Source organism: Paractinoplanes globisporus DSM 43857 (assembly GCF_000379645.1).
In the GTDB taxonomy this organism is placed as follows: domain Bacteria; phylum Actinomycetota; class Actinomycetes; order Mycobacteriales; family Micromonosporaceae; genus Actinoplanes; species Actinoplanes globisporus.
Window position 1 is genome coordinate 55,595 of sequence record NZ_KB903327.1, and the last position, 25,640, is coordinate 81,234.

18 protein-coding genes are annotated in these 25,640 nt (G+C 69.2%); 4 read left to right on the forward strand and 14 right to left on the reverse strand.

The window, feature by feature from the left end; all coding sequences use genetic code 11:
* Window positions 1–46 precede the first annotated feature (46 nt).
* Window positions 47–1,516 (forward strand): sigma-70 family RNA polymerase sigma factor, encoded by a 1,470-nt coding sequence (locus A3CQ_RS0137000; protein WP_245577505.1) that lies wholly within the window; start codon window positions 47–49, stop codon window positions 1,514–1,516.
* A gap of 177 nt (window positions 1,517–1,693) precedes the next feature.
* Here A3CQ_RS0137000 and A3CQ_RS0137005 read toward each other — a convergent pair whose 3' ends face one another.
* From A3CQ_RS0137005 to A3CQ_RS0137035, 7 genes are all read right to left on the reverse strand, one after another.
* Entirely contained in the window at window positions 1,694–2,563 is an 870-nt protein-coding gene (locus A3CQ_RS0137005) for an SGNH/GDSL hydrolase family protein (RefSeq protein WP_020516007.1), read from the reverse strand.
* Window positions 2,560–3,384 carry a carbohydrate ABC transporter permease gene (locus A3CQ_RS0137010; protein WP_020516008.1) on the reverse strand — a complete coding sequence of 275 codons (825 nt, stop codon included), beginning with the start codon at window positions 3,382–3,384 and terminating at the stop codon, window positions 2,560–2,562. The genes A3CQ_RS0137005 and A3CQ_RS0137010 overlap by 4 nt, the downstream gene beginning before the upstream one ends.
* Complete coding sequence (locus A3CQ_RS0137015) at window positions 3,381–4,289, reverse strand: carbohydrate ABC transporter permease (RefSeq protein WP_020516009.1); 909 nt, start codon at window positions 4,287–4,289, stop codon at window positions 3,381–3,383. Before A3CQ_RS0137015 ends, A3CQ_RS0137010 begins: the two co-directional genes overlap by 4 nt.
* Entirely contained in the window at window positions 4,289–5,644 is a 1,356-nt protein-coding gene (locus tag A3CQ_RS0137020; RefSeq protein WP_026206628.1) for an ABC transporter substrate-binding protein, read from the reverse strand. Before A3CQ_RS0137020 ends, A3CQ_RS0137015 begins: the two co-directional genes overlap by 1 nt.
* Window positions 5,645–5,720: 76 nt before the next feature.
* Window positions 5,721–5,876, reverse strand: a complete 156-nt coding sequence (locus tag A3CQ_RS0137025; protein WP_157296790.1) for a hypothetical protein — start codon at window positions 5,874–5,876, stop codon at window positions 5,721–5,723.
* A gap of 138 nt (window positions 5,877–6,014) precedes the next feature.
* The gene (locus tag A3CQ_RS0137030) at window positions 6,015–7,007 is read right to left on the reverse strand and encodes a LacI family DNA-binding transcriptional regulator (protein ID WP_020516012.1); all 993 of its coding nucleotides are present in this window, start codon (window positions 7,005–7,007) and stop codon (window positions 6,015–6,017) included.
* A 111-nt stretch (window positions 7,008–7,118) separates the two neighbouring features.
* Window positions 7,119–8,069 carry a PaaX family transcriptional regulator gene (locus tag A3CQ_RS0137035; RefSeq protein ID WP_020516013.1) on the reverse strand — a complete coding sequence of 317 codons (951 nt, stop codon included), beginning with the start codon at window positions 8,067–8,069 and terminating at the stop codon, window positions 7,119–7,121.
* 277 nt (window positions 8,070–8,346) lie between these two features.
* On the opposite strand from A3CQ_RS0137035, the gene A3CQ_RS0137040 reads away from it, so the two are divergent.
* Entirely contained in the window at window positions 8,347–9,699 is a 1,353-nt protein-coding gene (locus A3CQ_RS0137040) for an extracellular catalytic domain type 1 short-chain-length polyhydroxyalkanoate depolymerase (RefSeq protein WP_020516014.1), read from the forward strand.
* A 55-nt stretch (window positions 9,700–9,754) separates the two neighbouring features.
* Here A3CQ_RS0137040 and A3CQ_RS0137045 read toward each other — a convergent pair whose 3' ends face one another.
* From A3CQ_RS0137045 to A3CQ_RS0137075, 7 genes are all read right to left on the reverse strand, one after another.
* The gene (locus A3CQ_RS0137045) at window positions 9,755–11,566 is read right to left on the reverse strand and encodes a family 43 glycosylhydrolase (protein WP_020516015.1); all 1,812 of its coding nucleotides are present in this window, start codon (window positions 11,564–11,566) and stop codon (window positions 9,755–9,757) included.
* A 27-nt stretch (window positions 11,567–11,593) separates the two neighbouring features.
* A complete protein-coding gene (locus tag A3CQ_RS0137050) occupies window positions 11,594–13,219 on the reverse strand; it encodes a glycoside hydrolase family 27 protein (RefSeq protein WP_020516016.1) in 1,626 nt (541 codons plus the stop codon).
* Window positions 13,220–13,221: 2 nt separating this feature from the next.
* Window positions 13,222–14,325, reverse strand: coding sequence for a ricin-type beta-trefoil lectin domain protein (locus A3CQ_RS0137055; protein ID WP_245577506.1), 1,104 nt, complete (start codon window positions 14,323–14,325; stop codon window positions 13,222–13,224).
* Window positions 14,326–14,632: 307 nt separating this feature from the next.
* A complete protein-coding gene (locus A3CQ_RS0137060; RefSeq protein ID WP_157296793.1) occupies window positions 14,633–16,351 on the reverse strand; it encodes an RICIN domain-containing protein in 1,719 nt (572 codons plus the stop codon).
* Window positions 16,352–16,682: 331 nt separating this feature from the next.
* Window positions 16,683–17,945, reverse strand: coding sequence for a CE1 family esterase (locus A3CQ_RS0137065; RefSeq protein WP_020516019.1), 1,263 nt, complete (start codon window positions 17,943–17,945; stop codon window positions 16,683–16,685).
* A 14-nt stretch (window positions 17,946–17,959) separates the two neighbouring features.
* A complete protein-coding gene (locus A3CQ_RS0137070; RefSeq protein ID WP_026206629.1) occupies window positions 17,960–19,951 on the reverse strand; it encodes a family 43 glycosylhydrolase in 1,992 nt (663 codons plus the stop codon).
* Between the two features lie 76 nt (window positions 19,952–20,027).
* Entirely contained in the window at window positions 20,028–21,374 is a 1,347-nt protein-coding gene (locus A3CQ_RS0137075) for a glycoside hydrolase family 10 protein (RefSeq protein ID WP_020516021.1), read from the reverse strand.
* A 797-nt stretch (window positions 21,375–22,171) separates the two neighbouring features.
* Here A3CQ_RS0137075 and A3CQ_RS0137080 point away from each other — a divergent pair.
* A complete protein-coding gene (locus A3CQ_RS0137080; RefSeq protein WP_157296802.1) occupies window positions 22,172–23,542 on the forward strand; it encodes an endo-1,4-beta-xylanase in 1,371 nt (456 codons plus the stop codon).
* 270 nt (window positions 23,543–23,812) lie between these two features.
* Window positions 23,813–25,627: an RICIN domain-containing protein gene (locus tag A3CQ_RS0137085; protein ID WP_026206631.1), complete on the forward strand. Its 1,815-nt coding sequence runs from the start codon at window positions 23,813–23,815 to the stop codon at window positions 25,625–25,627.
* Window positions 25,628–25,640 lie beyond the last annotated feature (13 nt).

Here is a 25,640-nt window from a genome sequence, read left to right on the forward strand (position 1 = left end):
TCGCAGAATGTGAGCGTTCACTTTCCCTTGTCATAGTCAGGACATCGTGTTGGTTCAACCGTCCCGCGCCGGCGATGACGCGCTCGTCGTCGCCGCGCGGGCCGGCGACCGGTCCGCACTGAACGAACTGATCCGCCGGCACCTGCCGATGGTCTACAACCTCGTCCGGCGCGCGCTGCACGATGACCCGGCGGTCGACGACGTCGTGCAGGACGTGCTGGTACGCGCCCTGCGGCAGCTTCCGGACCTGCGCTCGGCGGGCAGCTTCCGGCCGTGGCTGGCCGCCATCGCCGTACGCCAGATCGGCACCCACCTGTCCCGGGAGGATCTCGCTGCCCACCGTCAGGCTCCGCTGGATGTCGCGATAGGCCGCCCGGACGCCGGCGCCGAGGTGGAAGGACCGGCGCTGCTGCGGGTGGAGCTGTCCGGTCAACGGAAGCAGGTGGGACACGCGCTGTCCTGGATGGGCGCGGACGAGCGTACGGCGTTCTCGCTGTGGTGGCTGGAAATGGCCGGCGAGCTCACCCGGGCCGAAGTCGCCTCCGCCCTCGGAATGACCATCGCGTATGCCGGCGTACGGATGCAGCGGATGCGCGAACAGCTCGAGTCCAGCCGGCAGATCGTCGCCGCGCTGGAGGCCATGCCCGGCTGCGACGTGCTCGGCGACCTCATGGCCGGATGGGACGGAACGCCGAGTCCGTACTGGCGCAAGCGGCTCGCGCGCCACGTGTCGTCCTGCCCGGTGTGCGCCCGCGCCACCGGACGGCTGCTGCCCACCGACCGGCTCATGACCGGGCTGTTCCTTCTGCCCGTCCCGGTCGCGCTCGCGGCCGCGGTGGCGGCCAAGGCGCTCGCGACCGGCGCGGCGGCCGGCTCGGGCGCGACGGCCGCGTCGGGTGTCGTCTCCTGGCTGGGCCGCGCGGTCCAGGCGGCGGCCGCACACCCGGTCGCCGCCACGGTCACCGCCGGCATCCTGGCCGTCGGCGTCACCGTCCCGACGACCGGCTGGACCAGGTCGGCGCCGCCCCCGCCCGGGCTGACCGGCACGGCCGGCCCTCCACCCAGCGTCACGGCCGGAACGCTCGCCATCGGCCGGGTCTCGCTGGAATCGGCCGGCACGGCTGGACGATACGTCGCCGTCACGGGCGACACCGGCGTGCTCGCCGCGGTCGGCCCGTCGAGCGACCCGGCCGCGCGGGAACGGGCCGGCCTGCGAGCCGTCGCCGGCCTGGCCGACCCGTCGTGCTTCTCGTTCCGCCGGCCGGACGGCCGCTACCTACGGCATTCCTCGTTCCGGCTGCGGCTGAGCCCGGACGAGGGGACAGTGCTGTTCCGCCAGGACGCGACGTTCTGCGCCCGCGCCGGCTTCCTCGCCGGCTCGATCTCGCTGGAATCGTTCAACTACCGCAACTTCTTCCTGCGCCATGTCGGCGATCAAATGTGGATCGACCAGTACGACGGGAGCGCGGAATTCCGCGCGGACAGCTCATTCTTCGTACGGCCGCCGCTGGGCTGACCGTAATGGCCCGATGAAAAACTGCTATGCACGGGTCTTCCGAATGGTCGGATCTTGAACTGACCGGAGCCGCTTTGGCACGATTGGGGCGACACTCCGGTCCCGGCCCGATCCGCCGGCTGACCGGCGTCGGGGCGCCCGGACGGTGGACCGGGACCCCGGCGCCTTCGACCGGGATCATCGGCGCCTGCCGATCGTGGCCGGCCTCTCGGCGAGATGAGCGACGACGCGGGTCAGGATGAGCCGCTGGCCGGCCGGGGTGGGATGGACGCCGTCGGCCTCGAGGAAATCTCCCCCGACGTGATCGCTGGTCAGGCCGTGCAGATCGATGCCGGCCGGCGCGACCTTACGGGCGATGCCAGCGACCTCGGCGACATCGTCGGCACGCCATCCCACGGCGGCCTCGGCGAAGGACGTGTCGATGCGGCGCTGATCCACCGCCGGTGGCGTGATGACGGTGACGCCGGCGCCGAGCCCGGTGACGATGAGGTCGACGAGCGCACGGAAGTTGCGTTCGGTCTCCGCCGCACTGACCATGCGGTAGGCGACGGCGCGACCGTGCGAGCGGGCGTCGTTGGTGCCGAGCATGAGCAGCACATGGCTGGGCCGGGCCTCCTCCAGCAGGTCGAATCGCTCGAGCACGTCGGCGGTGGTGTTCCCGCTGACGCCCAGGTTGACCATGTCACCGGCGGACCGCCCGCCGAGCGCCGCCGCGGCGGACAGCAGCTCGAACCAGCCGAGCCGGTCGGCGGTGACCGAGTCGCCGACTCCGACGACCCGGTCCCCCGGCCCGAACGGCAGCGCCCGGATCGAGTCGCGGAAGCGGCGGTCGGCGAGCATCTCTTCCGCGGTCCGGCGGGCCCGCGAGGCGAATTCGCCGACGATCGACCGCACGGTGTCCCGGGAAGAGCCGAGCATCTGGGCGAGCAGTTCGCTGTGCAGTTCCTCCCCGACGGGGAAGCGCCCGAGCAGCGGCCAGCGCCGGGTATCGGTGTAGCGGATGAAGTCCCGGACCTGGGCGTCGGTGAGGCGGTGCGGGGCGGTCATCCCTTGATCGAACCTTGCAGGAGAGCGGCCACGAAGCGTCGCTGGAAGATCAGGAAGACCGCCAGCGTCGGGGCGAGAATGAGCAACGAGCCCGCGCACAGCAGCGGGATGTCGGTCCCCCATTGGCCCTGGAAGGCGCCGAGCGCGCCGGCCATGGTCCGTTTGGCCGGGTCGTCGACGAGGACGATGGCCAGCAGGAACTGGTTCCAGGTCCAGAGGAACAGCAGGATCGCCAGCGACGACAGCGCCGGGCGCGACAGCGGGACGTGTACGCGCCAGAACAGCTGCCAGGTGCCGGCGCCGTCGATCCGCGCCGCCTCGGACAGCTCGTCGGGCATCGTGACGAAGTGCGCCCGCATCCACAGCACCGAGAACGGCATGAACAGGCCGATCAGCGGCAGGATGATCGCCCATCGGGTGTTCAGCAGCCCGAGGTCGCGGATCTGGTAGTAAAGCGGGGTGATGATGCCCTCGAACGGGAGGGTCAGGCCCAGCACGAAGATCAGGAAGCCGACGCGGTGACCGGGCATGCGCAGGTGGCCGAAGGCGAAGCCGGCCATCGTGCCCAGCAGCAGCGAGATCGGGACGACGCCGGCCACGATCAGGACGCTGGAGAGCAGCAACTCGCCCATGTGCGCGGCCCGGAAGGCGTCGGTGAAGTTCCCCCAGTGCGGATGAGCCGGCCAGGACAATCCCGACGGGTACGTCCCGGCAGGGTGCAGCGCCGTGACGAACAGGCTGAGGAACGGCACCACGGTGATCGCCATGAGCAGGACGAGCAGGATCCGCCCGGTCAGGACTTCGCGGCGATTGACGATCATCGGGATCCGTCCCTGGTGAGGCGTTGGATGGGCAGGACGCAGGCCAGAACGAGGACGATGAGGACGACCGCCAGGGCGGACGCCCGGCCGACCTCGCGCTCCGAGAACGCGAGGTAGAAGATCTCGAGTCCGGGGACCATGGTGGAGTTGCCGGGGCCGCCCTGGGTGGAGATGTAGACGACGTCGAAGCTGGCCAGGGCGGCGATCACGGTCACCGTGACGCAGACGCCGATCTCCTGCCGCAGGCTGGGCAGCGTGATGGCGAAGAACTCGCGGACCGGGCCGGCGCCGTCGAGGCGGGCCGACTCGTACAGCGCTGGATCGATCTTGCTCATCCCGGCCAGCAGGAGCAGCGTGCACAGCCCGACCAGCACCCAGGCGCCGATCACGCCCACGGCCGGCAGGGCGGTGCCGAAGTCGCCGAGCCAGGCGCGGGTCACCCCGCCCAGCCCGACCGCGGACAGCAGCTGGTTCGCCAGGCCGGTGGAGGACAACAGCCAGCTCCACATGATCCCGGCCGCGACCAGGGGGATGACCTGCGGCAGGAAGAGCACCGTACGGGCGACCAGCGCCAGGCGGCTCTGCGCGATACCGCGGATGGTGGCCGCCACGAACAGTCCCAGCAGCACCGGGATCAGGCTGAAGAACAGGATCAGCTCGAAGGCGTGCACGATCGTCGCGAACAGCTCGGGCTCGGTGAACAACCGGGCGTAGTTCTCCAGCCCGACCCAGGTGGACGCGCCGATCCCGTTCCAGTCGTAGAACGAGTACTGGACGGTGAGGCCGAGCGGGCGCAGGACGAAGACGGCGTACATGACGGCCGCGGGGGCCACGAACAGCCAGCCCAGCCAGGCGCCGGGACGGCGCGCGCGACGCGCGCGCCGTCCCGTGACCGGGGCCGGCATCAGCCCTTGACCTGGCTCTCGTAGTCCTTCTGCACCGACTTGAGCAGCGCGTCCGGTGTCTGCTGGCCGGCCGCGAGCTTCTGCAGCTGCGGCGTCCAGCTCTTGGCGTAGATGGCCCCGGTCGCGTTCGCGATGAAGTCCATCGACCCGTTGTCCTTGCCGATGGTGGCGCCGGCTTCCAGCGTGGCGGCCGTGATCGAGCCTTCCTTCACGGGCGGCATGTACGCGTCGGACGGGCCCATCGGGTGCGATCCGCCCACCGACACGTCGATGTCGCGCGCCTTCTGGTTGGTCGCCACCCAGTTGAGGAAGAACGCGGCGCAGTCGGCGTTCGCGGCCTTCGCGCTGATCCCGTACGTGAGCGGCGCCGACATCGCGGCCTGCTTACCACCGGCCTGCGACGGTGGCATCAGGAAGAACCCGACGTTGCCGGCCATCTGCTTGTCCAGGTTCCCGGACTCCCAGTCGCCGTCGAAGATGAACAGCGCCTTGCCGCCGATGAAGCGGCTCATCATCGTCGCGTAGTCCTGCGAGTTGATGTCGGACGCGAAGTAACCGGCCTTGATCCACTTCTCGAGGTGCTGGGTGGCCTGCAGGTTGCTGGGCGTGTCGATGGTGGCGCCCGGCTTCTGGAAGATCCAGTCGTTGATCGGGCCCGGTTCGCCGTACGCGGCCATGAGGTTCTGCAGCGGGAAGGCCAGTCCGCCGGTGGCGCCGCCGTTGAACTGGTTGATCGGCGTGATCCCGGCGTCCTTGGCCTTCTGCAGCGCGGAGTCCAGGTCGGCCAGCGTGGCCGGCGCCTGGGTCATCCCGATCTGCGCGGCGAGCTTCTTGTTGTAGAACACCCCGGTCATGCTGAAGTTCAGGCCCTGGGCGTAGAGCGGGCCGTCGCCGCGCTGACCGTTGGAGCCGACCCGCATCTGCTCCAGCTGCGAGGCGGGCCACTTGTCCCAGCCGTACGCCTGCGCGTAGCCGTCGAGGTTCTTCAGCAGGCCGTCCTTGACCAGCTCGGAAACCTGCGGCAGACGCATGAGGTCCGGCGGGTCGTCGGCCAGCACCCGCGGCGCGTTCTGCGTGATGACCGCGAACTGGTCCTCACGGATGTCCCACTTGACGTTCGGGAACTGCTTGGTGAACTCGTCGGCCAGCTGCTTGGGCAGAGGGAAGCCCGTCTCGAAATACCCCTTGAGCGTGACCGGGCCACTTCCGCACGAGGTGGCCACGGCGGCCGCGCTGGTGGCACCGCCGGTGGTCGAGCCGGCATCGCCGCCGGGCGCGCTGCAGGCCGTGGCGAGCAGTACGGCGGCACTACCCAGTGCCGCAAGGACGGGTTTTCTTATTCTTTTTGCTGACATATTGCTACTCCTTGCGAGAGGTTCCTCTCCGGCCGGAGGGAGGGCCGGCGGAATCAGGTCTGTCGGAAGCGCGGGCCTACCGCGCGTGTGCTTGGCGGGGCGCCGTCACCATCGAGCCATCGCGGCACAGTTCCATCTCGCCGACCGTAATGCCGTATTCGTCGCTTACACCGGAGTTACGCATTCCCTGGAGGGTCAGATCCAGGGCGAGTACGGCCGGATCCAGGTCCATGGACACCTCCTCGGCGAACCAGCGGGTGCGGCTCCGCGTTACATGCACGAAACCGCACGGCGAAGACAGTGTCAAGAGATTCTCTAGAAGCACTTTTATGCGCGAGCGCCGGACGCCGCGGGAAGGCCGGATCGCCGGTCAGGTGGTCGAGCGCTTGACCAGGCGGACGTCGAGCACCGTCGTCGATCGCAGGTCGGAGCCGCCGAGATGGCCGAGCAGCACGCTCAGGGCGGTGCTGCCGGACTCCTCGAACGGCTGGCGCACCGTGGTCAGGTCGGCGGCGGTGGCCAGCTCACCGTCGTCGAAGCCCATGACGGCGACGTCCTGCGGGACACGCAGCCCGCGGTCACGCGCGGCCAGCAGCACCCCGACGGCGAGCGCGTCGTGGTGCGCCATGATCGCGGTAGGCCGGTCCGGCCGATCGAGCAGGTCCGCGGCGGCCTGCCGGGCGTCGTCGACCGAGTTGCCGCTGTCCGTCACGACCACCTCGCCGCCGGCCGCGGCGACCACCTCGCGGAAGCCTGCCAGTCGCTTGATCGCTTGCGACTCGTAGTCCGAGACCTGCCGCTCGAGAACGTAACCGACCCGGCGATGGCCGCGATCGCGCAGATGCTCGCCGGCCAGGCGTCCGCCGCCACGGTCGTCGATCACCACCCGGCTGAACAACGCGCTGTCGGCGTCGACCGCCACCGTGGGCAGACGCCGCTCGCGCAGGCGGTCGGCGATGGCGTCCTCGATGCGCAGCCCCATCACGATCAGCCCGTCCAGCCGGCCGTGCACCGGCATGCTGGCCAGCACCGGCGAGGAGGCCAGGGCCGCCGACTCGTGGTCGAAGACCACCACGTCGATCTCGAGCTCGGTCGCCACCGTGAGCAGCCCGGACAGCCGCCGCAGATAGGAGCCGTACGAGGTGAAGGGCGCCATCACGCCGATCCGGCCGGTACCCTGCCGGGCCAGGCTCACCGCCTGTACCTTGGGCACGAACCCCAGGTCGTCGACGACCGCGAGCACCCGCTCGCGGGTCGCCGGGCTGACCCGGTCCGGCTTGTTCAGCACGTTGGAGACGGTCGAGATGCTGACTTGCGCGCGCTCGGCGACCTCGTAGATCGTGACTCGATGTCCCGCCGTCAACGTCCCGCCCCGGTTCCCGCCGTCGCCGCGGCCCGATGCCGCAAAGCGCTTTAGTACAAGCACTCTACAGGCGGCGCCGATCAACGGCCGCCCGCTGTCGGTGTCCGGTCGTCAGGAGAAGCCGGTCGTCAGGTCGGCGACGGTGTGCGCGCGTATGCCGGAGATCTGCCCGCCGGCGTGCCGACCGGTCACCGCGCGTACGTGGCTCTCGGCGGCTTCGGCCAGACCGTCGTAGACGGCGACGAAGAGGCCACGGGCCGGCTCGCGCAACCATCCCGGCGGCAGCAGCCGTACGGGCAACTGGGGGTCGAGGATGGGCAGTCGGCGGTAGGTGTCCATCACCTCGGTACGGGCCCGGACCGCCTCCGGCCCGGCGATCTGCCCGGCGGCCATCCGGGTCGGCGTCGCGGACCAGTGCCGGATGAAGGACTCGTACTGCCGCCCGATCTCCGCGGTGTCCCAGGCGTCGAGCGGATTCCGGCGGATCGCCGCGTCCAGCTCGACGTGCCGGGCGCGGAAGACGGTCAGGGTGCCGAGGGTGAGCTCGGCCAGCCGCGCCTTGGTCTTCTCGGTCAGCTGGTGCGGGGAGATCCAGAGCCCGTCGTACAGCGGCGCGTATCCCATCCACCGCAGTTGGCTGCGCAGTCCCCGGCGGAGCGCGCCCTCCTCCTGCGGCAGCGAGAAGGCGATCAGCGTCCACTGCCCGTCCCACGACCGCGTTGCCGCTCCCGCGACGATGGCGCCGCCGCCGATCACCAGGAAGGCAGCGGCCGCCGCCGTCAGCCGGTAGGAGCTGTGCCGGCCCTGGCGGCGGCTCTCGAGCACGCCGCGACGGGCGAGCCGGCTGATCGCCGTCCGGGCGCCGGCCGGACTGATTCCGGCCTCGGCCAGCAGAGCGACGATGGCCGCCGACGGCAGCCAGGCCCGCGACCGCAGCGTGTAGTCCGCCAGCAGGGTGATCGCCAGGCCCTGCGGCGAGTTGCCGGCCTGCCGCCGCGGCAGCCGGACCGCGCCGGAGGCCTCCTCCGGGAAGATCTCGTCGATGTCGTACGGGCTGGTCACAACGACGACTCTAAAGGCCGGGCCGGTCATTTGATCGAGGTACATCGATTGACAGTTGCTTGTCCCGAGTGAATGATAAGTGTCACGCGATGGTGGTGGACCCGGACACGCTCGTTGTCCTGATGCGCGTTGCACGCGGCATGTCATGCACCACCTCGGCGCGGCCGTTCTCTCGGCCGACTCCCCCCACGCGTACCCCTCAATCCAGCCCGCCGATCGCGCAGTCCACCGCGCGACCGGTCCCGCCCGCCTGCGCGGGAATCGAAGGAGCCAGACGATGAAGATCAGACGGAAGATCCTGCTCGTGGCGGCCATGTCGCTGGCCGTCGCCGGCCTGGCCGTGCCGGCGGCGCGGCCCGCGTTCGCCGCCTCGCTGACCGAGGTCACCGCCTTCGGCGACAACCCCGGCGGCATGCGGATGCACATCTACGTCCCGGATTCCCGCCCGGCCAACCCCGCCATCGTGGTGGCCATGCACGGCTGCGGCGGCTCGGGACCCGGCTTCTATTCCGGCAGCGAGTTCGCCGGGCTGGCCGACCGGTACGGGTTCCTGGTCATCTATCCCAGCGCGACCCAGCAGGCCGGGTTCGGCAACTGCTTCGACACCTGGTCGGACGCGGCCAAACGGCGCGGCGGCGGCAGCGATCCGGTGTCGATCGTCTCGATGATCACGTACGCCGAGCGGCAGTACGGCGGTGACCCGAACCGGATCTACGCGACCGGCAGCTCGTCCGGCGGGATGATGACCAACGAGATGCTCGCCCTCTACCCCGACGTCTTCAAGGCCGGAGCGGCGTTCATGGGTGTGCCGTTCAATTGTTTCGCCAACGCCGCCGACTACCCGCCGGGCACCAGCAAGTGCACCGGGGGCAGCATGGACCGGACCCCGCAGCAGTGGGGCGACGCGGTCCGCCAGGCGTACCCGGGCTACTCCGGCCCGCGCCCGCGCATGCAGCTCTGGCACGGCACCAGTGACACCCTGGTGCCGTACTCGCTGCTGCAGGAGGAGATCGAGCAGTGGACCAACGTGTTCGGGCTGAGTCAGACGCCGACGTCCACCGACACGCCACAGTCCGGCTGGAACCGGCGCCGTTTTGCCGACAGCTCCGGCACGGTTCAGGTCGAGGCGTACAGCATCCAGGGCGCCGGGCACACCCTGCCGGGGACGGGCATGGCCGCGTCGGCGATCGCGTTCTTCGGCCTCACCGGCGGCACGCCCCCGACCACCCCGCCGACCACTCCCCCGACCACCCCGCCGACCACTCCCCCGACCACGCCACCGACCTCGCCGCCGACCAGCCCGCCTTCCCAGGGCGCGTGCCGCGTGACGGCGACCGTGAACGCGTGGAACACCGGCCTGACCGAGAACCTCGCCATCACCAACACCGGGTCCGCCGCCGTCAACGGCTGGTCGCTGGTCTTCACGCTCCCGGGCGGGCAGACCATCACCTCGGGCTGGAACGCCACGTACTCGCCGTCCTCCGGCCAGGTGACCGCCCGGAACGCGTCCTACAACGGCGCGATCCCGGCCGGCGGATCGGTGACCATCGGCTTCCAGGCCACCCACACCGGCAACACCGGCAAGCCGTCCGCGTTCACGCTCAACGGCAACGCCTGCGGCATCGCCTGAGTCCGGGCCGACGGCGCGGCTCGACATCGGGACGTCGAGCCGCGCCGGTCGCCCGCTATCGCAGCGATACGTCGTCGAGGTAGTAGCCGTCGGTGCCGGAGTCCGTCTCGACGTAGAGCGTCGCGCTCGACAGGCTCCCGCTCCACGAGACGGCCGCCGTGCCGGACAGCAGCGTCCAGCCGCCGGAGTTGACCGTCGTCGCCGGTGTCAGCGAGACATAGCTGGTCGAGCCGCCCGCGGCGACGGCGAGGGTGGCGCGCGCCGCCGGGGTGCCGCTCTGGGTTCGGATCCACGCGTTGGTGGTGTACGTCTTGCCGTTCGTCAGGCGCGAGGTCACGTCCTGGGCGATGCCGTTCCAGGACGCCGTACGGCCGGTGATCGCGAGGGATCGGGAGCCGCCGTGCACCACGCTCGTGTTCGACGACAACGTCCCGCTGCCGAAGACCCGCCAGCCGGTCGTGCCGTTCTCGGTGTTGCCGTTGGTGATCGCGTCGCTGCTCCCGGCGGCGCCGCTGAACTGCCACCAATTGACGTTGAACAGTGAGCCGCTGCCGCCGGTGAACCGCAGATAGAGGTCCTGCGTGCCGGTGGCCCCGCTGACCGGGCAGGTGATCGTCGTCCAGGTCTGCCAGCCGCCGGTGCCGGGGACGGTGCAGGTGCCGGCCACCGTGCCGCTCGTACCGCCCAGGCGGAGCTCGATCTTGCCACCGGACGCGGCCGAGGCGACCCGTGCCGAGAACGATGTCGCGCCGGCGCCGAACGCCACCCCCTTCACCTTGATGTAGTCGCCGTTGTCGATATAACCGACGTTCATGCCGCCCTCGCTCGCCGGCTCGGTCTCGACGCCCGAGCTCCAGGCGATGGTCTCGGCTTCCTGACGCACGTACGGGTCGAGAGTGCCGTTCTGCGGCGCTCCGGCCGTGGTCATGGTGATCGTCGGGATGCTCCCGTCCGAGTTGTAGCTGAACTTCTCCACCGCCACGGACCGGGTGTAACCGCCGCCGCCGGGCAGCGCGCCGTTGTGGTAGAAGAAGTACGACCCGCCGTTGAAGTCGATCACGCCGGGATGGTTGGTGAAGCTGCTGCCCTGGGTCGGCATGATGGTGCCGCGGTACGTCCACGGCCCGGTCGGACCGGGCGCGGTCGAGTAGGCGATGAACTCCGAGCAGCACTTCGCCGCGAAGACGATGTAGTAGAGGCCGTTGCGCTTGTACACCCACGGCCCCTCCTCGAACAGGGTCGGCCGGTTGGCATCCCCGGTGCGGGTCCCGAACCCGGCGGTGGTCAGCGGGATCTTCGTGGGGCTGCCCGAGTAGGAGGTCATGTCGGCGTTGAGCCGGACGTACCAGAGATCCGGGTTGCCCCAGTACAGGTACGCCTGGCCGTCGTCGTCGACGAACACGGTCGGGTCGATCTGGCCGTTGCTGACCAGGGGATGCCCGATCGCGTCGGTGAACGGACCGGTGGGGCTGGTGGAGACGGCCACGCCGATGCCCATCTGGCCGGTGGCGCGCACGGTCATCGGCACGTACCAGTAGAACTTGCCGTTGCGGTAGATCGTCTGCCCGGCCCAGGCGTTGGCGCTGGCCCAGCTGAAGCTGGCCAGACTCAGCGGCGAGCCGTGGTCGGTCCAATTGACCATGTCGGCCGACGAATAGACTCGCCATTCCTTCATCGTGAAGTACGTCGAGTTGTCCTCGTCGTGCCCGGTGTAGAGGTAGACGCGGCCGTTGTACACCAGCGGCGCCGGATCGGCGGTGTAGATGGTCTGCACGATCGGGTTGTCGGCGTGCGCGGCCGGCGCGAACAGGGCGGCCAGGCACAGCATCGCGACAGTCATGAGGCTGCCGATGAGCTTGGAGCGCAAGGGGACTCCTTGGGGAAAGGGCGGGGGTCAGACGCGGGACCACCGCTGGTTGGCGGCCGCGCTGCAGGTCCACAGCAGAACGACGGTGCCGTTGGCGGTGAGGTTGTGGTCGACGTCGAGGCACAGGCCGGACTGCGTGCCGCGGATCGTGCCGTCGGAGTTGACCGTCCACTGCTGGTTGGTGCCGCCGTTGCAGTCCCACAGCTGTACTTTCGCGCCGGCGGCGGCGTTGACCGGGGCGTCGAGGCACTTGCCGAGCGCTTGAAGGCTTTGCCCGGAAGCGGTCCAGCGCTGGTTGGCGCCACCGTTGCAGTCCCAGATGACCGGTTGGGTGCCGTTGGCGGTGTTGCCGTTGGGCACGTCCAGGCAGCGGCCGGACGCCGCGCTGACCAGGGTGGTGGCGCCGGAGGGGGTACCGGTTCCGCCGCCGCTGACGCGGTACACCGTGGTGCCGTGGCTCGGCACCGTCGCGCTGATCGTCCCGGTGGTGGTGGCGGTCGCGCCGGTCCAGGCGTCGAGCAGGGTGAACGAGGCGCCGGACTTGCCGACGGCCGCGGCCGTGGTCGAGACGGTCGTCGTCGCGCTGCCCTGGTTGAACAGGGCCACCGCGACGTCGCCGTTGGACAGTCGCTTGGCCAGCACCCGGCGGGTGCCGTCGTTCGAGATCTGCGTGGCCTGCAGGCCGAAGGTGTCCTGGTTGATCGCGATGAGGTTCTGGTTCTTCAGGATGGCCTGGGTGGCCGAGGTCATCGAGCGCAGGTCGTTGCCGGCGATCAGCGGCGAGGCGAGCATCGCCCAGAGCGCGAAATGGCTGCGCATCTCGGTGTCGGTCATGCCGCCCCGGCCGACCTCCATCATGTCGGGGTCGTTGAAGGCGCCGGGCCGGGCGTACCCGGCGAGCGGCACGGTCACGTCGACGATGTTCCGGATCCCCATCGGGTAGCCGTTGGCCTGCCCGGTGTCCCAGGCGTTGGTGATGTCCTCGGTGGTGCGCCACATGTTGGCCACGTCGCCCCAGTTGCGCTGGGGCCCGGTCTTGGCGTGGATGCTGTTGGGGTTGATGCTGTAGACGATCGGCCGGCCGGTGGCGGCGAGCGCGTCGCGCATCTTGGCGAAGGTGGCGACCTGGTCGTTGATGGTCCCGTTGGGCGAGCACCAGTCATACTTGAGGTAGTCGACGCCCCATGCGGCGAACTGCCGGGCGTCCTGGGCCTCGTGGCCCTGGCTGCCGGTCGCGCCGGGGTAGGAGCTGAAGTACTGGGCGCAGGTCTTGTCCACCGGCACCTCGTACAGGCCGAACTTCAGGCCTTTGCCGTGCAGGTAGTCGCCGAGGGCCTTCATGCCGCTGGGAAAGCGGGAAGGGTCGCCCTGCAGGTTGCCGGCCGAGTCGCGATTCGGGTTGAACCAGCAGTCGTCGACCACGACGTACTGGTAGCCCAGGTCGCGCAGCCCGGAGCTGACCATGGCGTCGGCCATCTGCCGGATCAGCGTTTCGTTGATGTTGCACCCGAAGGTGTTCCAGCTGTTCCATCCCATCGGCGGGGTCCGGGCCACCCCGTTCTCCAGGGCCTGCGCGGCCGGGGCGGATACGACGGTCAGGGCGCCCGACAGCAACAGCAGTCCCGCGGCGAGCGCGGTCTTCAGACGTCTCATGGTTACCGCCTCGTCCAGAGTTGATTCGCGGCCGCGGTGCAGGTCCACAGCACGACGGGGGTGCCGTTCGCCGAGGCATTGCCGCTGACGTCCAGGCAGAGCCCGGACTGCGCATTGCTGATCGTGCCGTTGGAGTTGAGGTTCCACCGCTGGTTCGTGCCGCCGTGGCAGTCCCACAGCTGTGCCTTGGCGCCCGCGGTGGCGTTGGTCGGTGAGTCCAGGCATTTGCCGAGGGCCTGCAGGGCCTGGCCGTTGACGGTCCAGCGCTGGTTGGTGGCGCCGCTGCAGTCCCAGATGATCGGCTGGGTGCCGTTGGCGGTGTTGCCGCCCGGCACGTCGAGGCAGCGGCCGGAGGCGACGCCGACCAGGGCGCCGCCGGTGCCGGGGGTACCGGGGTCGCCGATGGTGCCGGGAACCGCGCGCAATGCCGCGTACCAGGCGGCGGCCATCTTGTCGTAGCCGGTGGCCGTGGGATGGATGCCGTCGATGAGATCCGCGGTGGTCAGGGCGGCGTGCATGTCGACCAGGTGGACCCGCTTGCCCGCGTTGGCCTTGGCCTGCACGATTCCCGGAACAGCCGCGTTGAAGGTGCGCCCGGCCGATTCCTGGCTCGCGGAGCTCAACGGGATGATCGTCGCCACGAACACGTCCGCCGACGGCGCCGCCGCGGTGATGTGGTCGATCAGAGTGGACAGACGGCCGGGCGCGCCGCCGAGGTTGTAGTTCTGCAGAACGTCGTTGGTCCCGATGTGCAGCAGCACGGTGCGCGGGCTGGTGCTGCCCAGCCATCCGGTGATGTTGGCGTCGATCTGGTCGATCCGCCACCCGGGATGGCCTTCGTGATCGTGATCGCCGAGAGCGGCCGGCCCGTTGAACTGCGAGCCGACCAGGTCGACCCGGTAGCCGGCGGCGGCCATCCGCTGCCACAGTCCGATGCGGTAACCGCCGGGGACCTGGGTGCCTTCGGTGATGGAGTCACCCAGCGGCATGACCCTGACGCCGCCGTTCGACTCCGCGGCCGCGCTGCCGGCCGGGACGGTGATGCCGATCGCGATGGCCATGGCGCCGAGTGCCGCATTGACGAACCATCGTCTTCTTCTCTGCACGGGGGTGCCTCCTTCCGCGGCGGGGCCGCTCGGAGCGAGGTGACGAATCGGCACGTGTTAGCGATAACAATCGAGCATTCAACTAACCGGGGGAGTTGAAGATTCGCCGAGGGGGACGGGATGGGAACGTTAACAAGTTCGATTCGTGACATTGCCAGAATGTTTCCGCGTGGACAAGTGGCAATCGTCGATACGGCCGGTCGGCGTTCACGTAACGTTTGTTCAGTGCCATTCCGGCGGCGAATTGCTTTCGCAAGAACGGCGGGTGCCGCCCGGTCGGCCCGGACCGCACCCGCCGGAATCGTCATCAGACCCTGGTCAGGGTCCAGAGGTGGTCGGCCGTACCGTTGTCGCCCCACTGGAGCACCTGGGCGCCGGAGGTGGTGGCCATGTTCGTGACGCCGAGCATCAGGTTGCTGTTGACGTTCACGATCTTGTAGTGGCCGGCGCCGTCCGGGGTCATCGTCCACAGGTGATCGGGCGTGCCGGTGTCTCCCCACACGAGGGCCGGGGCGCCCTGCGTGGTCGACTGGTTCTGGATGCCGAGGACCACACTGCCCGCCTGATTGACGATCTTGTAGTGCCCGGAGCCGTCGGCCACGAGGGTCCAGACCTGGGAGGAGCCGCTGCCGGCCGTCTCCTGGATCACCGAGGTGCCCCAGGCCGTGCTGCCGTTCAGCGTGGCGAGACGCAGGCTGCTGTTGACATTCGTGATCCGGTACGTGCCGGCGAGGCTCGGGCTCGTCGAACCGGCCGTGATGGTGATGCGGTACGCGTTGTTGGTGGCCATCGTGATCGGAACGCTGATGGTGCCGTTGGACGGGGTGTAGGTCGTGCTCGAGATCGTGCTGGGGCCGCCGGACGCGACGGTGCGGCCCTGGGACACGGTCTGCTCGACCTTCACGGTGACGGTGCTGCCGAGGCTGAGCGCGTTGAGCCCGTTGACGGTGACGGCGCACGACCCGTTGCAGTTGCCGACGACGATGCTCACCTGGTTGTTGCCGGACGGCACGGACGCGAACCCGTCGATGCCGGTCTGCGCGGGCGGGTTCGTCACCACCATGTTGCCGCTCATGGCCGCGTACCAGGTGTAGAGCCAGTACGCGGCGTTCGGGCTGCCGCCCCTCGCGGTCAGCAGATCGCCGAGGGTGCCGGACTGGTTCCAGAAGGCCAGCTCGGCGTCGCGGATGCCGAGCCGCTCGAACTTCGAGATGTAGCCGACGAGCGGACCGGGCAGGCCGACCTCGCTCGGTGACGCGTACTCCTCGATCGCTATCGGCCGCCGGCTGATGCCGAGCTGATCCTCGAGTGCCTGGACCTTGGCCACGTCACCGGCGATCTTGGAGGAGCTGGACAGCTCGTGCCAGGCGAGGATGTCGGGCACGGTGTTGGTGGCGACCGCGTTGCGGAGGAAGTTCTCCATGTCGCTGATGTTGTCGGAGAAGCTCGGGCCCTGAATGGGCTTGCCGGCGTCGATCGAGCGGACCTGCCGGAAGGTCGTGGTCCAGAAGGACTCGTACGTCCCGTTGGCCGACTTCCAGGTGTTGTCCGACTCGTTCCACAGCTCGTACGCGGAGATGTTGTTGTAGTAGGACGACGACTTCATCGCGTTGATCTGCGAGGTGATGAAGGGCGTCCAGGTGCTCCAGCTGAACTGATAGGGCCAGCCGGCGTAGTAGTCCGACAGCCGGTTGACCAGTTTCGCGCCGACGCTGACCGCGGTCGGCGCCACCACCGAGATGTCGCCGGTGGGTTGCTGCTTGCCGCCCGCCGGCATCTGCACGAAGGTGTTCGGCTTGATCGCCTGGGCGAGGGCGACGGTCGGCTGGGTCGCGTTCGCGAGCCCGTACAGGCTGCCGGTCGCCACGTGGGTCGCCGACCGCAGCACCTGGTTCGCGTTCACCACCAGGGTTGCCGAGGCGGCCGCCGCCGAGGCGGGCGCCGCCGTCAGCCCGAGGCCGAGGAGGCCGGCGGCGGCTGCCGCGACCAACGGGCGGCGGACCCGCCTGGGGCCGGTCGTTCGCATGAATCGGATCATCCTGCTCGTCTCCGTTCGTCGAGGTTCCTGCTTCGTCCCGCTTGGAGCCGGCACCAGGCCGCGGTGTGGACGGGCGGCCCAGGTCTCGACCCGAGTTCAAGCACGAGGGAGCGGCGCGAACCGAGGTCGGCGGGTAGGAAAACGCGTGTACTTTCACGGTCCGAAATTAGCGTTCACCTCGGACTTCGTGAAAGGAAATCGTTTTCCTAAATGTATCGGCGCCGTTTCGGCCGTGTCAAGCGGTCGACGTCGATGAACGGGCCCAAAAGCAGGGGTGCCGCCGGACGATCCGGCGGCACCCCCTCATCCCCCCGTGCGACTAAGCCACCGAGCAGCTCGCCGAGGGCACGCTGTTGGTTCCGTTCCAGCTGCCGAGGAACCCGAAGGTGGTGGACGCGCCCGCGGCGACGGTGCCGTTCCAGGTCTCGTTGGTGACGGTCTGGGTGCTGCCGCTGGCGGTGTTACGGCCGCCCCAGATCTGGCTGATCGTCTGGCCGTTCGCGAACGTCCAGCTCACCCGCCACCCGGTCAGGGCGGTGGAACCGGCCGTCACCGTGACCTCGCCCTGGAATCCGCCCTGCCACTGGCCGGTGATCCGGTACACCGCGGAGCAGGCGCCGGGCTGGCCGGTGGGCGACGAGGTGGGCGGGGGCGAGGTCGGCGAGGTCGGCGGGGACGAGGGTGACGTCGGCGGGGACGAGGTCGGCGTGGTGCTGGACAGCTGCGAGAAGAACTTCCAGATCTCGCCGCCCACCCAGGTCCGGGCGCCACTGGTCGACGTGGTTCCGTCCACCGGCTCGGGGGTGTGGTCGCCGTCGAACGCCGCCCACGCCACCGGATATCCGGCGCGACAGCCCGCGTACGCGGTCACGATGTGGGTCAGACTGCCCTGGGCGGGCTCCGGCGGATTCTGCGAGGTGCAGCCGTTGTTCCGGACGAAGGTGTCCCGGATCGAGCGGCCGAGCGAGATGTTGAGCACGCTGTCGTGGATGCCGTGGATCCCGAGGTAGGCGACCGGCTGGGTGCCGGGGCTGCAGCCGCTGAGGTTGGCGCCGGAGAGCACCGCGACCGCCCGGAAGACGGTGGGCCGGGCGCACGCGACGGCGTAGCTCATCGAGCCGCCGTAACTCCAGCCGAGCGCGAACAGCTGGGACGTGTCGACACAGAGGTCGCCCTCGATCAACGAGGTGAGGTTGTCGACGAGCGTGAGGTCCCGGTTGCCGGTGTTGGCCCAGCCGTTGTCGATGCCCTGCGGGGCGACCAGGATCGCCGAGTTGTTCGACAGCTGCTGGAGCCCGTAGTAGCCACCGCTCACGACGTTGGCGGCGGTTCCGTTCAGCCAGTGGAAGGCGAAGATCAGCTTGTACGGCTGGTTGCGGTTGTAGTTGTCCGGCACCCGCAGGATGTAGGTGCGGTTCTGGCCGCCGCTGGAGATGGTGCGGGTGCCGCTGGTCAGCGTCGGCGCCTTGCCGCAGCCGGCGGTCACCGCCGCGTCGGCGGGCGCCGCGGTCATGACTGCCACCGCCGCGGCGATGGCCAGCATGGCGGCCGCCACCCCACCGGCGAGTTTACGGATGGACATCACGGTTCCTCGTTTCAGGAGACGGCGAACTGGTTGACGGTGACGGAGCCGCCGAGCGCGCTGGTGGCGTAGTTGAAGACGCCGAACCGGTAGCCCATGAAGAACTGCCAGTCGTTGTTGAGCGTGAAAGCGGGTCCGAGCGGGCTGAAGGTGCTGCCGTTCGTGCTGTACGAGAAGCCGGCGGTCCGGCCGGATCCGGGCTGGATGTTCGCGGACACCCGCAGCCAGATCTTCCCGCCGGACACCGTCGCGCCGGCCTGCTCGGTGCCCGTGCCGGTGGTGGTCCAGCCGCTGGTCGACATGGTCAAACCGTTGGTCATCGACACCCGGGTGGCGCCGTTGTCCTTGCGGATGCCGATCCAGGCCGACTGGTCGCGCAGCATCGCCAGCCCGGCCCGGTCACCGTTGGCCATGCCGGTGTAGTCCAGCTGGATCGTCGCGGTCGACGAGGGACCCGGAATGCGGCGGGTCAGCGTGTTCCGGGCGTTGTAGAGATCGTTGGTGACGGTGGCCGTGGACAGCCGCAGCCCGTTGCCGACGCTGAACTTGCTGGTGTCGGGATTGTGGTTCCACTCCCACTGCGGGCCCAGGGCGCCGGTGGTGAAGCTGTCCGACCCGGTCATCGAGGCCAGCGGGTGCCAGGGCAGGTTCGGCCTCGGGTAGGTGGCGCCCCAGCGGCCGTTGACGGTCTGCAGGACCGGCCAGCCGTCGCTGCTCCACGTGATCGGGGCCAGGGTCGGCATCCGGCCCCCCGGGTACGCGTCGGTGAACGCCATGTACCACCAGTCGCCGTTCTGGGTCTGCACGAGACCGCCCTGGTGCGGCACGCCGCCGCCGGAGATCGGGCCGGGCAGGTTCAGCAGGACCTGACGCTGCTCGTACGGGCCCCACGGGCTGGTCGAGCGCAGCACGTACTGGCCGTTGGCGGGCCGGGTGAGCCAGATGTAGTAGTAGTTTCCGCGCTTGTACATCCGGGAGCCCTCGAGCGTGCCGATGCTCGACGGGGTGGTGTAGACCGTCTGCGACCGCACCTCCGACGTCAGGTCGGGCGCGAGCTGGGCGACGCTGATCGTGGTGTTGCCGTAGGCGACATACGGGGTGTCGTTGTCAAACAGCAGACCGGCATCGTAGTAACACTTGTTGATCCGGGCCTTCTTGCCCCAGCCGCTGCCGATCGCCGTCGAGGCGTACACATAGGTGCGGTTGAACTCGGTGCAGCCCAGCCAGTAGAACGTGCTGTTGCTCGGCCGGTAGTTGAAGGCCGAGGCCCAGATGCCCTTCACGTACGCCCGGCCGCCGCTGAGGTCGTAGGCGCTCGAGTCGAAGTCCAGCCGCGGCACCGAGTGCCCGGCGTACTCCCAGTTCACCAGGTCGTACGAGCGCAGGATCGGCGCGCCCGGCGAGTAGTGCATGGTCGAGGCCGAGTAGTAGTACACGTCCCCGACCCGGATGATGTCGCCGTCGGCGAAGTCCTGCCACACGACCGGATTACTGAAGGTGCTCGGCGCGCTGGTCGGCGGGTCCGTGGGGGGCGGGGCCGAGGTGGTCGGCGCGGTGGTCGGGGTCGTGGTCGGATCGGTGGTCGGTGCTGAGGTCGGCGTGGTGGATCCGGTGCAGGCGACGCCGTTGAGCGTGAAGCCGGCCGGCGCCGGGTTGCTGGAGGTCCAGCTTCCGTTGAAGCCGAAGTTTGCGGTGCCGCCGGTGGGGAGGGCGCCGTTGTATCCGGTGTTGGTGACGGTCACCTGCGCTCCCGACTGGGTCACTGTGCCGTTCCACAGCTGGGTCACCGTCTGGCCCGCGGCGTAGGCCCAGGACAATTGCCAGCCGGTGAGCGGATCTCCGAGGTTGGTGATGGTCACGTCGGCGCCGAACCCGCCCTGCCACTGGTTGGTCACGGTGTAGGTGACCCGGCACCCGGCGGCGGCCTCGGCGGTGGTGGCGACCGCGGTGAGGCCGGCCGCGACGGCGAGCGTGAGCGCGGACGCCAACCAGAACTGTCTTCTCATGGGTCGACTCCTCGTTCGGGGGGCTCTCCGGCCCTGGGGGTGCCGGGCCGGAGAGCACGGGGAGAAAAGGGCCGGGCTAGCCGGCCGTACAGGAGGCGGTGCCGGGTCCGGCGCCGGTGCCCTGGAAGCCGAACTCGGTGTAGCCACCGGCCGGGATCTGGCCGTTGTAGCTCACGTTGCGGAAGCTGATCGTGCCGGTCGAGCCGCTGCCGGTGGCGTTCCAGGTGCTGGTGACCGCGCTGCCCGACGGAAGGGCCAGGCTGACCGTCCAGCCGTTGACCGCGGCCGAGCCGGCGGTGACCCGGACGGTGGCGACGAAGCCGCCGTTCCAGGAGTTCAGCGACACGCTCGCGGCGCAGGCCCCGGACGGCGGATTGCCCGTCGGCGTGGTGGTGACCGGGGTTGTCGGGTTGGTGGGGCCACCGGCGTTGAGGGCGTTCAGCACCGACGTGTACGCGGCCTTCTTGTTGCCGGACGAGTCGAACAGCAGCGGGTTCTCGCCGGTCCGCCAGGAGTCGCTGTCCCGGATGCCCCACACGGTGATGCCCCCGCAGCGGGACACGGCCACGCAGGCCCGGGTCACCGCGGCGTAGATGTTCGCCTGGTTGCCGCCCTGCGCCACGTCGAGCTCGGTGATCTGCACCTCGACGCCGAGGTCGGCGAAGCGCTGCAGATTGGCCTGATAGTCGCCGGGGATGCTGGTGCCCAGATGCGACTGGAAGCCGACACAGTCGATCGGCACCCCGCGGGACTTGAAGTCGCGGACCATGTTGTACACGCCGGTGCTCTTGGCGTTCACGCCGTCGGTGTTGTAGTCGTTGTAGCAGAGCTTGGCGTTCGGGTCGGCCGCCCGCGCCGCCCGGAAAGCGGCCTCGATCCAGTCGTTGCCGGTGCGTTGCAGGTTGGAGTCGCGGCGGCCGCCGCTGCCGCCGTCGGCGAAGGCCTCGTTGACCACGTCCCAGGCGTAGATCTTGCCCTTGTAGTGGGTGGCGACCTGCGTGACGTGGTTGATCGCGGCGTTGCGCAGCGCGCTGCCGGACAGTCCTTGCGCCCAGGACGGTTGCTGCTGGTGCCAGAGCAGGGCGTGTCCACGGATCTTGGCGCCCATCGAGATCCCCTGGTTGAGGATCCGGTCGCCGTTGGTGTACGTGAACCGGCCCTGGGACGGCTCGGTCGCGTCCCACTTCATCTCGTTCTCCGGTGTCACCGCGTTGAACTCCCGGTTGAGGATGCCGGTGTAGGTGGAGTCGCCGAGCTTGCCGGCCGCGATCGCCGCCCCGAAGTAACGACCGGTCTGCGCCGCCGAGGCGCCGAGCGTGGAAGCGGCGTCGGCGGTGCCGATCACGGCGACGCTCGCCGCGACGACGACGCCGGCGGCGGCCGTGGCGAGCAGGGCGAGACGGCCGTGCCTGGGGATGGGCATGAGGGGAACCTTCCAGGGAATGGTCGAAAGAAAGGATGAGGGCCTTCGCAGACGAATAGTGAACGTTAACAGCGTGATGTCCCGGATGTTACGGGAGCGCTCCCATACAATCAAGCGATCCCCGTCAATACCTGCTGCATCGGGGGCCCTACCAGGCACTACGATGCCGAGGTCGTGGTCATATCACTTTTCAGCTCGCCATTTTTTCCGAATGTCGAAACATCGAAGGCAAATAGACGGCCCATAATTTGGTCGCGATGCCGGAAGCATCCAGAAGAATGCGCTGCACCGGCGAGGCGCCCCCGGACGCGAGCGGCGCCGGCCGGCCCGGCACTTTACGATCCGAAGTCCGTAAGTTTCGGTGTCCGATCCCCGCGTCCAGCCGCCGATTACGCTGCCGTAACCACGAAGCAACAGTCCACACGACACATCTGTCGGCGAACTCGCAGCTAGAGGCGGTATCGCGGCGCAAATCATGCACCATGACTGCGCTGATAATTTCCGGTAGTTCTCCGGAAGGTATTGTTTCGGCGATGTTGCCGTGCCTAGCATGACGTGGCATTGAAGTCCATCGCTCTTCAGTCCGGGTTGCGCGATCCACCGACTCCCCCGCACGCGCGGCGGCTACGGCCGCCGGCGCGTGTGGGTGCGCGGCGCCCGGGACAGGATCGAGAAAGGAAGCCAACGTGGCAGTCAGTTCTCCCGACCCCTCCCCCGGCTCCCCGGGAAGCCGATCGTTGCGTGTCCGACTATTGGTCAGCGGCGCCGTCGCCGCCGTCGCGGCCTTCGGTGTGGTGATGGTGGTGCCGGACGCGAGCGCCGCCGCCGGCACCCTGGGCGCGGCCGCCGCGCAGTCGGGCCGCTATTTCGGCACGGCGATCGCCGCGAGCCGGCTCGGTGACTCGACCTACAGCACGATCGCCGGGCGCGAGTTCAACATGGTCACCGCCGAGAACGAGATGAAGCCGGACGCGACCGAGCCGCAGCGGGGCCAGTTCAACTTCAGCTCGGGCGACCAGATCTACAACTGGGCGACTCAGCGCGGCATGAAGGTGCGCGGCCACACCCTCGCCTGGCACTCCCAGCAGCCCGGCTGGATGCAGAGCCTCAGCGGCAGCAGCCTGCGCCAGGCGATGATCGATCACATCAACGGCGTGATGGCCCACTACAAGGGCAAGCTCGCGTACTGGGACGTCGTCAACGAGGCGTTCAACGAGGACGGCAGCCGCCGCAACTCCAACCTGCAGGGCACCGGCAACGACTGGATCGAGGTGGCGTTCCGTACCGCCCGCAATGCCGACCCGTCGGTCAAGCTCTGCTACAACGACTACAACATCGAGAACTGGTCGTACGGCAAGACGCAGGGCGTCTACCGCATGATCCAGGACTTCAAGTCCCGCGGCGTGCCGATCGACTGCGTCGGCCTGCAGACCCACTTCACCGGCGGCAGCTCGCTGCCGAGCAACTTCCAGACCACCCTCTCGAGCTTCGCCGCCCTGGGCGTGGACGTGGCCCTGACCGAGGTCGACGTCACCAACGCCTCGACCAGCCAGTACGCCGGACTGACCCAGGCCTGCCTGAACGTGTCCCGCTGCGTCGGCATCACCGTCTGGGGCGTACGCGACAGCGACTCCTGGCGCTCCGGCGAGAGCCCGCTGCTCTTCGACGGTGGCGGCAACAAGAAGGCCGCGTACACCTCGGTGCTCAACGCCCTCAACTCGGCCGGCCCGATCCAGACGACCTCTCCCACCCCCACCGGCGGCAGCACGAGTTCTCCGCCGCCCACGCAGGGCACCGGGAACCGGATCGTCGGCGCCCAGTCCGGCCGCTGCATCGACGTGCCGAACGCGTCGCAGAACAACGGCACCCGGGTCCAGCTCTACGACTGCAATGGCCAGACCAACCAGACCTGGACCCTCACCTCGAGCAAACAACTGACCGTCTATGGCACCAGGTGTCTGGACGCCGCCGGGTCGGGCAACGGCTCGGCCGTGCAGATCTACAGCTGCAACGGGCAGACCAACCAGCAGTGGAACGTCAACTCCAACGGCACCATCACCGGCGTCCAGTCCGGACGCTGCCTGGACGTCTGGGGGACCGGCAACGGTCAGCAGGTCCAGATCTACGACTGCAGCGGACAGGCCAACCAGCGGTTCAGCTTGAACTGACCTCGACGCGTTGAACGCGCGGTGTGGCGGCGGGATGCTGCCACACCGCGTCGCCGCTTCCGGTCCCGGTGTAGCGAATCGGTTCGACTTCTCGGTTCGCCGGACGACAGGGGCCCAGCGCCTTAGGAGGCTGCAAACCTTAACACCGTTGACATCGGCCGCCTTCGCTGCCTAGCGTGTTCAGCGAATCGGTTCGACGGGACTGTCTCCCCCGCTTCGGTGGCCCCGCCGGGTTTGCGTGCTCATCCCATCCCTATCGCAGGAGGCACCGTGAGATTCCCGTCGCGTGGCCGCAGTACCGGACGACTGGTGGTGGCGGCCCTCGTCGTCGCGGCTCTGGTCGCCGTCGGTGCGCCCGCCCGAGCAAACGACCAGGGCATCACCGTGAACTTCGCGGCCGGCGGCGGTTCCCCGACCTACCGCGCGTCCGGCTGGATCTACGGCATGACCGAGGACGGCGCCAATCCGCCGTCGCACTTCTTCACCGACGTCAAGTTCCGGGCCATGCGGGCGGGCGGCGCGCAGCTGCCCGGTGGCGGCTGGGTCGGCGGTGGTTACGATCGCCGCTGGAACGCGACCCGGGCCCAGCTCGTGCGCACGAACGCGCTCGGCGGCAAGTTCGTGCTGCTGGCTCACGACCTGTGGGGCGCGGACGGCGCCGCCATCTCGCGGTTCCCCGGCGACAACGGCGACTGGACCGACTACAACAACTTCCTGACCCGGCTCTTCGCCGACGTCCGGGCCACCGGCGTCCCGGTTCAGTGGGACATCTGGAACGAACCCAACATCACCCTGTTTTGGAACCGGCCGCAGTCGCAGTACTTCGAGCTGTGGCGGCGTACCTACCAGCGCGTCCGGGCCGAGCTCCCGGGCACGGTCATCGTCGGTCCGAGCTGCGCCTGCGTACCCTCGACGTCCGGCTGGTGGACCCAGTACCTGGACTACGTGAAGGCGAACAACGTCGTCCCCGACATCGTGAGCTGGCACTCGCTGCCCGGCGATCCGGTGTCGAACGCGGCCACCGCCACCACGACCCTGGATTCCCGGGGCATCGCGCACTCCCGCCCGTACCAGATCAATGAGTACGGCGCGTCCAACGAGCAGAACCCCGGCGACGGCTCCTGGTACGTCACCCGCCTGGAGCGGGCCGGCACCGACGGCCTGCGGGCCAACTGGGCCGGCGGCAACAACCTCCACAACGACCTGGGCAACCTGCTGCTCCGCAACTCGGCCGGGCAGTACCAGCCCAAGGGCGAGTGGTGGGTCTACCGCTTCTACGCCGGGCAGACGGGCACGATCGTGGCGACCACGCCGAGCAACGACTACGACGCGTTCGCCACCAGGACCAGCGGCAGCGCGAAGATCCTGATCGGCGGCGGCCGCACGACCGGCAACATCGCGGTCGCCATCCAGGGCCTCGGGGCGACCTCCGGCATCGTGACCAACAACCAGATCCGGGTACGCGTCCAGCGAGTCCCGTACAACAGCGGCGGCGCGGTGGCCGGGCCGGTGACCGTCCAGGACAGCGTGGTGACCGTGTCCAACGGAGCCACCACCGTGAACGTGGCGCATCCCGACGTGAACGACACCTTCACCGTCACCCTGCTGCCGCCGGGCGACACGAGCTTCCAGAGCGTCGCGGTCGTGCAGCACAGCGGGCAGTGCCTGGATAACACCGACCTGCGCACGAACGACGGCAACCAGCAGCAGCAGTTCTACTGCGAAGGCGGCGACCAGCAGCAGTGGAACTTCAAGCCGGTCGCCGGGGTCGCCGGCACGTACACGGTCGTCAATCAGCAGACCGGCAAGTGCCTCGACGTCAACGCGGTGTCCACCGCCGACGGCGCCGTCGTGCAGCAGTGGACCTGCCTCAGCGGGGCGCAGAACCAGCAGTTCACGCTCCGCCGCGTCACCTACGCCGGCAACGACCCGCACGACTACCAACTGGTCGCCCGGCACAGCGGCAAGTGCGTCGACGTCAGCGGCGTCTCCACCGCCGCCCACGCCCTGGTCCACCAATGGCAGTGCAACCCGGCCGGCCAGGCGAGCCCGCTCAACCAGACCTGGCGACTGCTCGGCCGCTAGGCCTCCCTCTCCC

Bases quoted from the DNA above. Each gene is read 5' to 3' on its own strand.
- A3CQ_RS0137005 (WP_020516007.1), bottom strand. From the start codon at position 2,563: ATGACCGCCCCGCACCGCCTCACCGACGCCCAGGTCCGGGACTTCATC.
- A3CQ_RS0137010 (WP_020516008.1), bottom strand. From the start codon at position 3,384: ATGATCGTCAATCGCCGCGAAGTCCTGACCGGGCGGATCCTGCTCGTC.
- A3CQ_RS0137015 (WP_020516009.1), bottom strand. From the start codon at position 4,289: ATGCCGGCCCCGGTCACGGGACGGCGCGCGCGTCGCGCGCGCCGTCCC.
- A3CQ_RS0137020 (WP_026206628.1), bottom strand. From the start codon at position 5,644: ATGTCAGCAAAAAGAATAAGAAAACCCGTCCTTGCGGCACTGGGTAGT.
- A3CQ_RS0137025 (WP_157296790.1), bottom strand. From the start codon at position 5,876: ATGGACCTGGATCCGGCCGTACTCGCCCTGGATCTGACCCTCCAGGGA.
- A3CQ_RS0137040 (WP_020516014.1), top strand. From the start codon at position 8,347: ATGAAGATCAGACGGAAGATCCTGCTCGTGGCGGCCATGTCGCTGGCC.
- A3CQ_RS0137050 (WP_020516016.1), bottom strand. From the start codon at position 13,219: ATGAGACGTCTGAAGACCGCGCTCGCCGCGGGACTGCTGTTGCTGTCG.
- A3CQ_RS0137060 (WP_157296793.1), bottom strand. From the start codon at position 16,351: ATGCGAACGACCGGCCCCAGGCGGGTCCGCCGCCCGTTGGTCGCGGCA.
- A3CQ_RS0137065 (WP_020516019.1), bottom strand. From the start codon at position 17,945: ATGTCCATCCGTAAACTCGCCGGTGGGGTGGCGGCCGCCATGCTGGCC.
- A3CQ_RS0137070 (WP_026206629.1), bottom strand. From the start codon at position 19,951: ATGAGAAGACAGTTCTGGTTGGCGTCCGCGCTCACGCTCGCCGTCGCG.
- A3CQ_RS0137075 (WP_020516021.1), bottom strand. From the start codon at position 21,374: ATGCCCATCCCCAGGCACGGCCGTCTCGCCCTGCTCGCCACGGCCGCC.
- A3CQ_RS0137080 (WP_157296802.1), top strand. From the start codon at position 22,172: ATGGTGGTGCCGGACGCGAGCGCCGCCGCCGGCACCCTGGGCGCGGCC.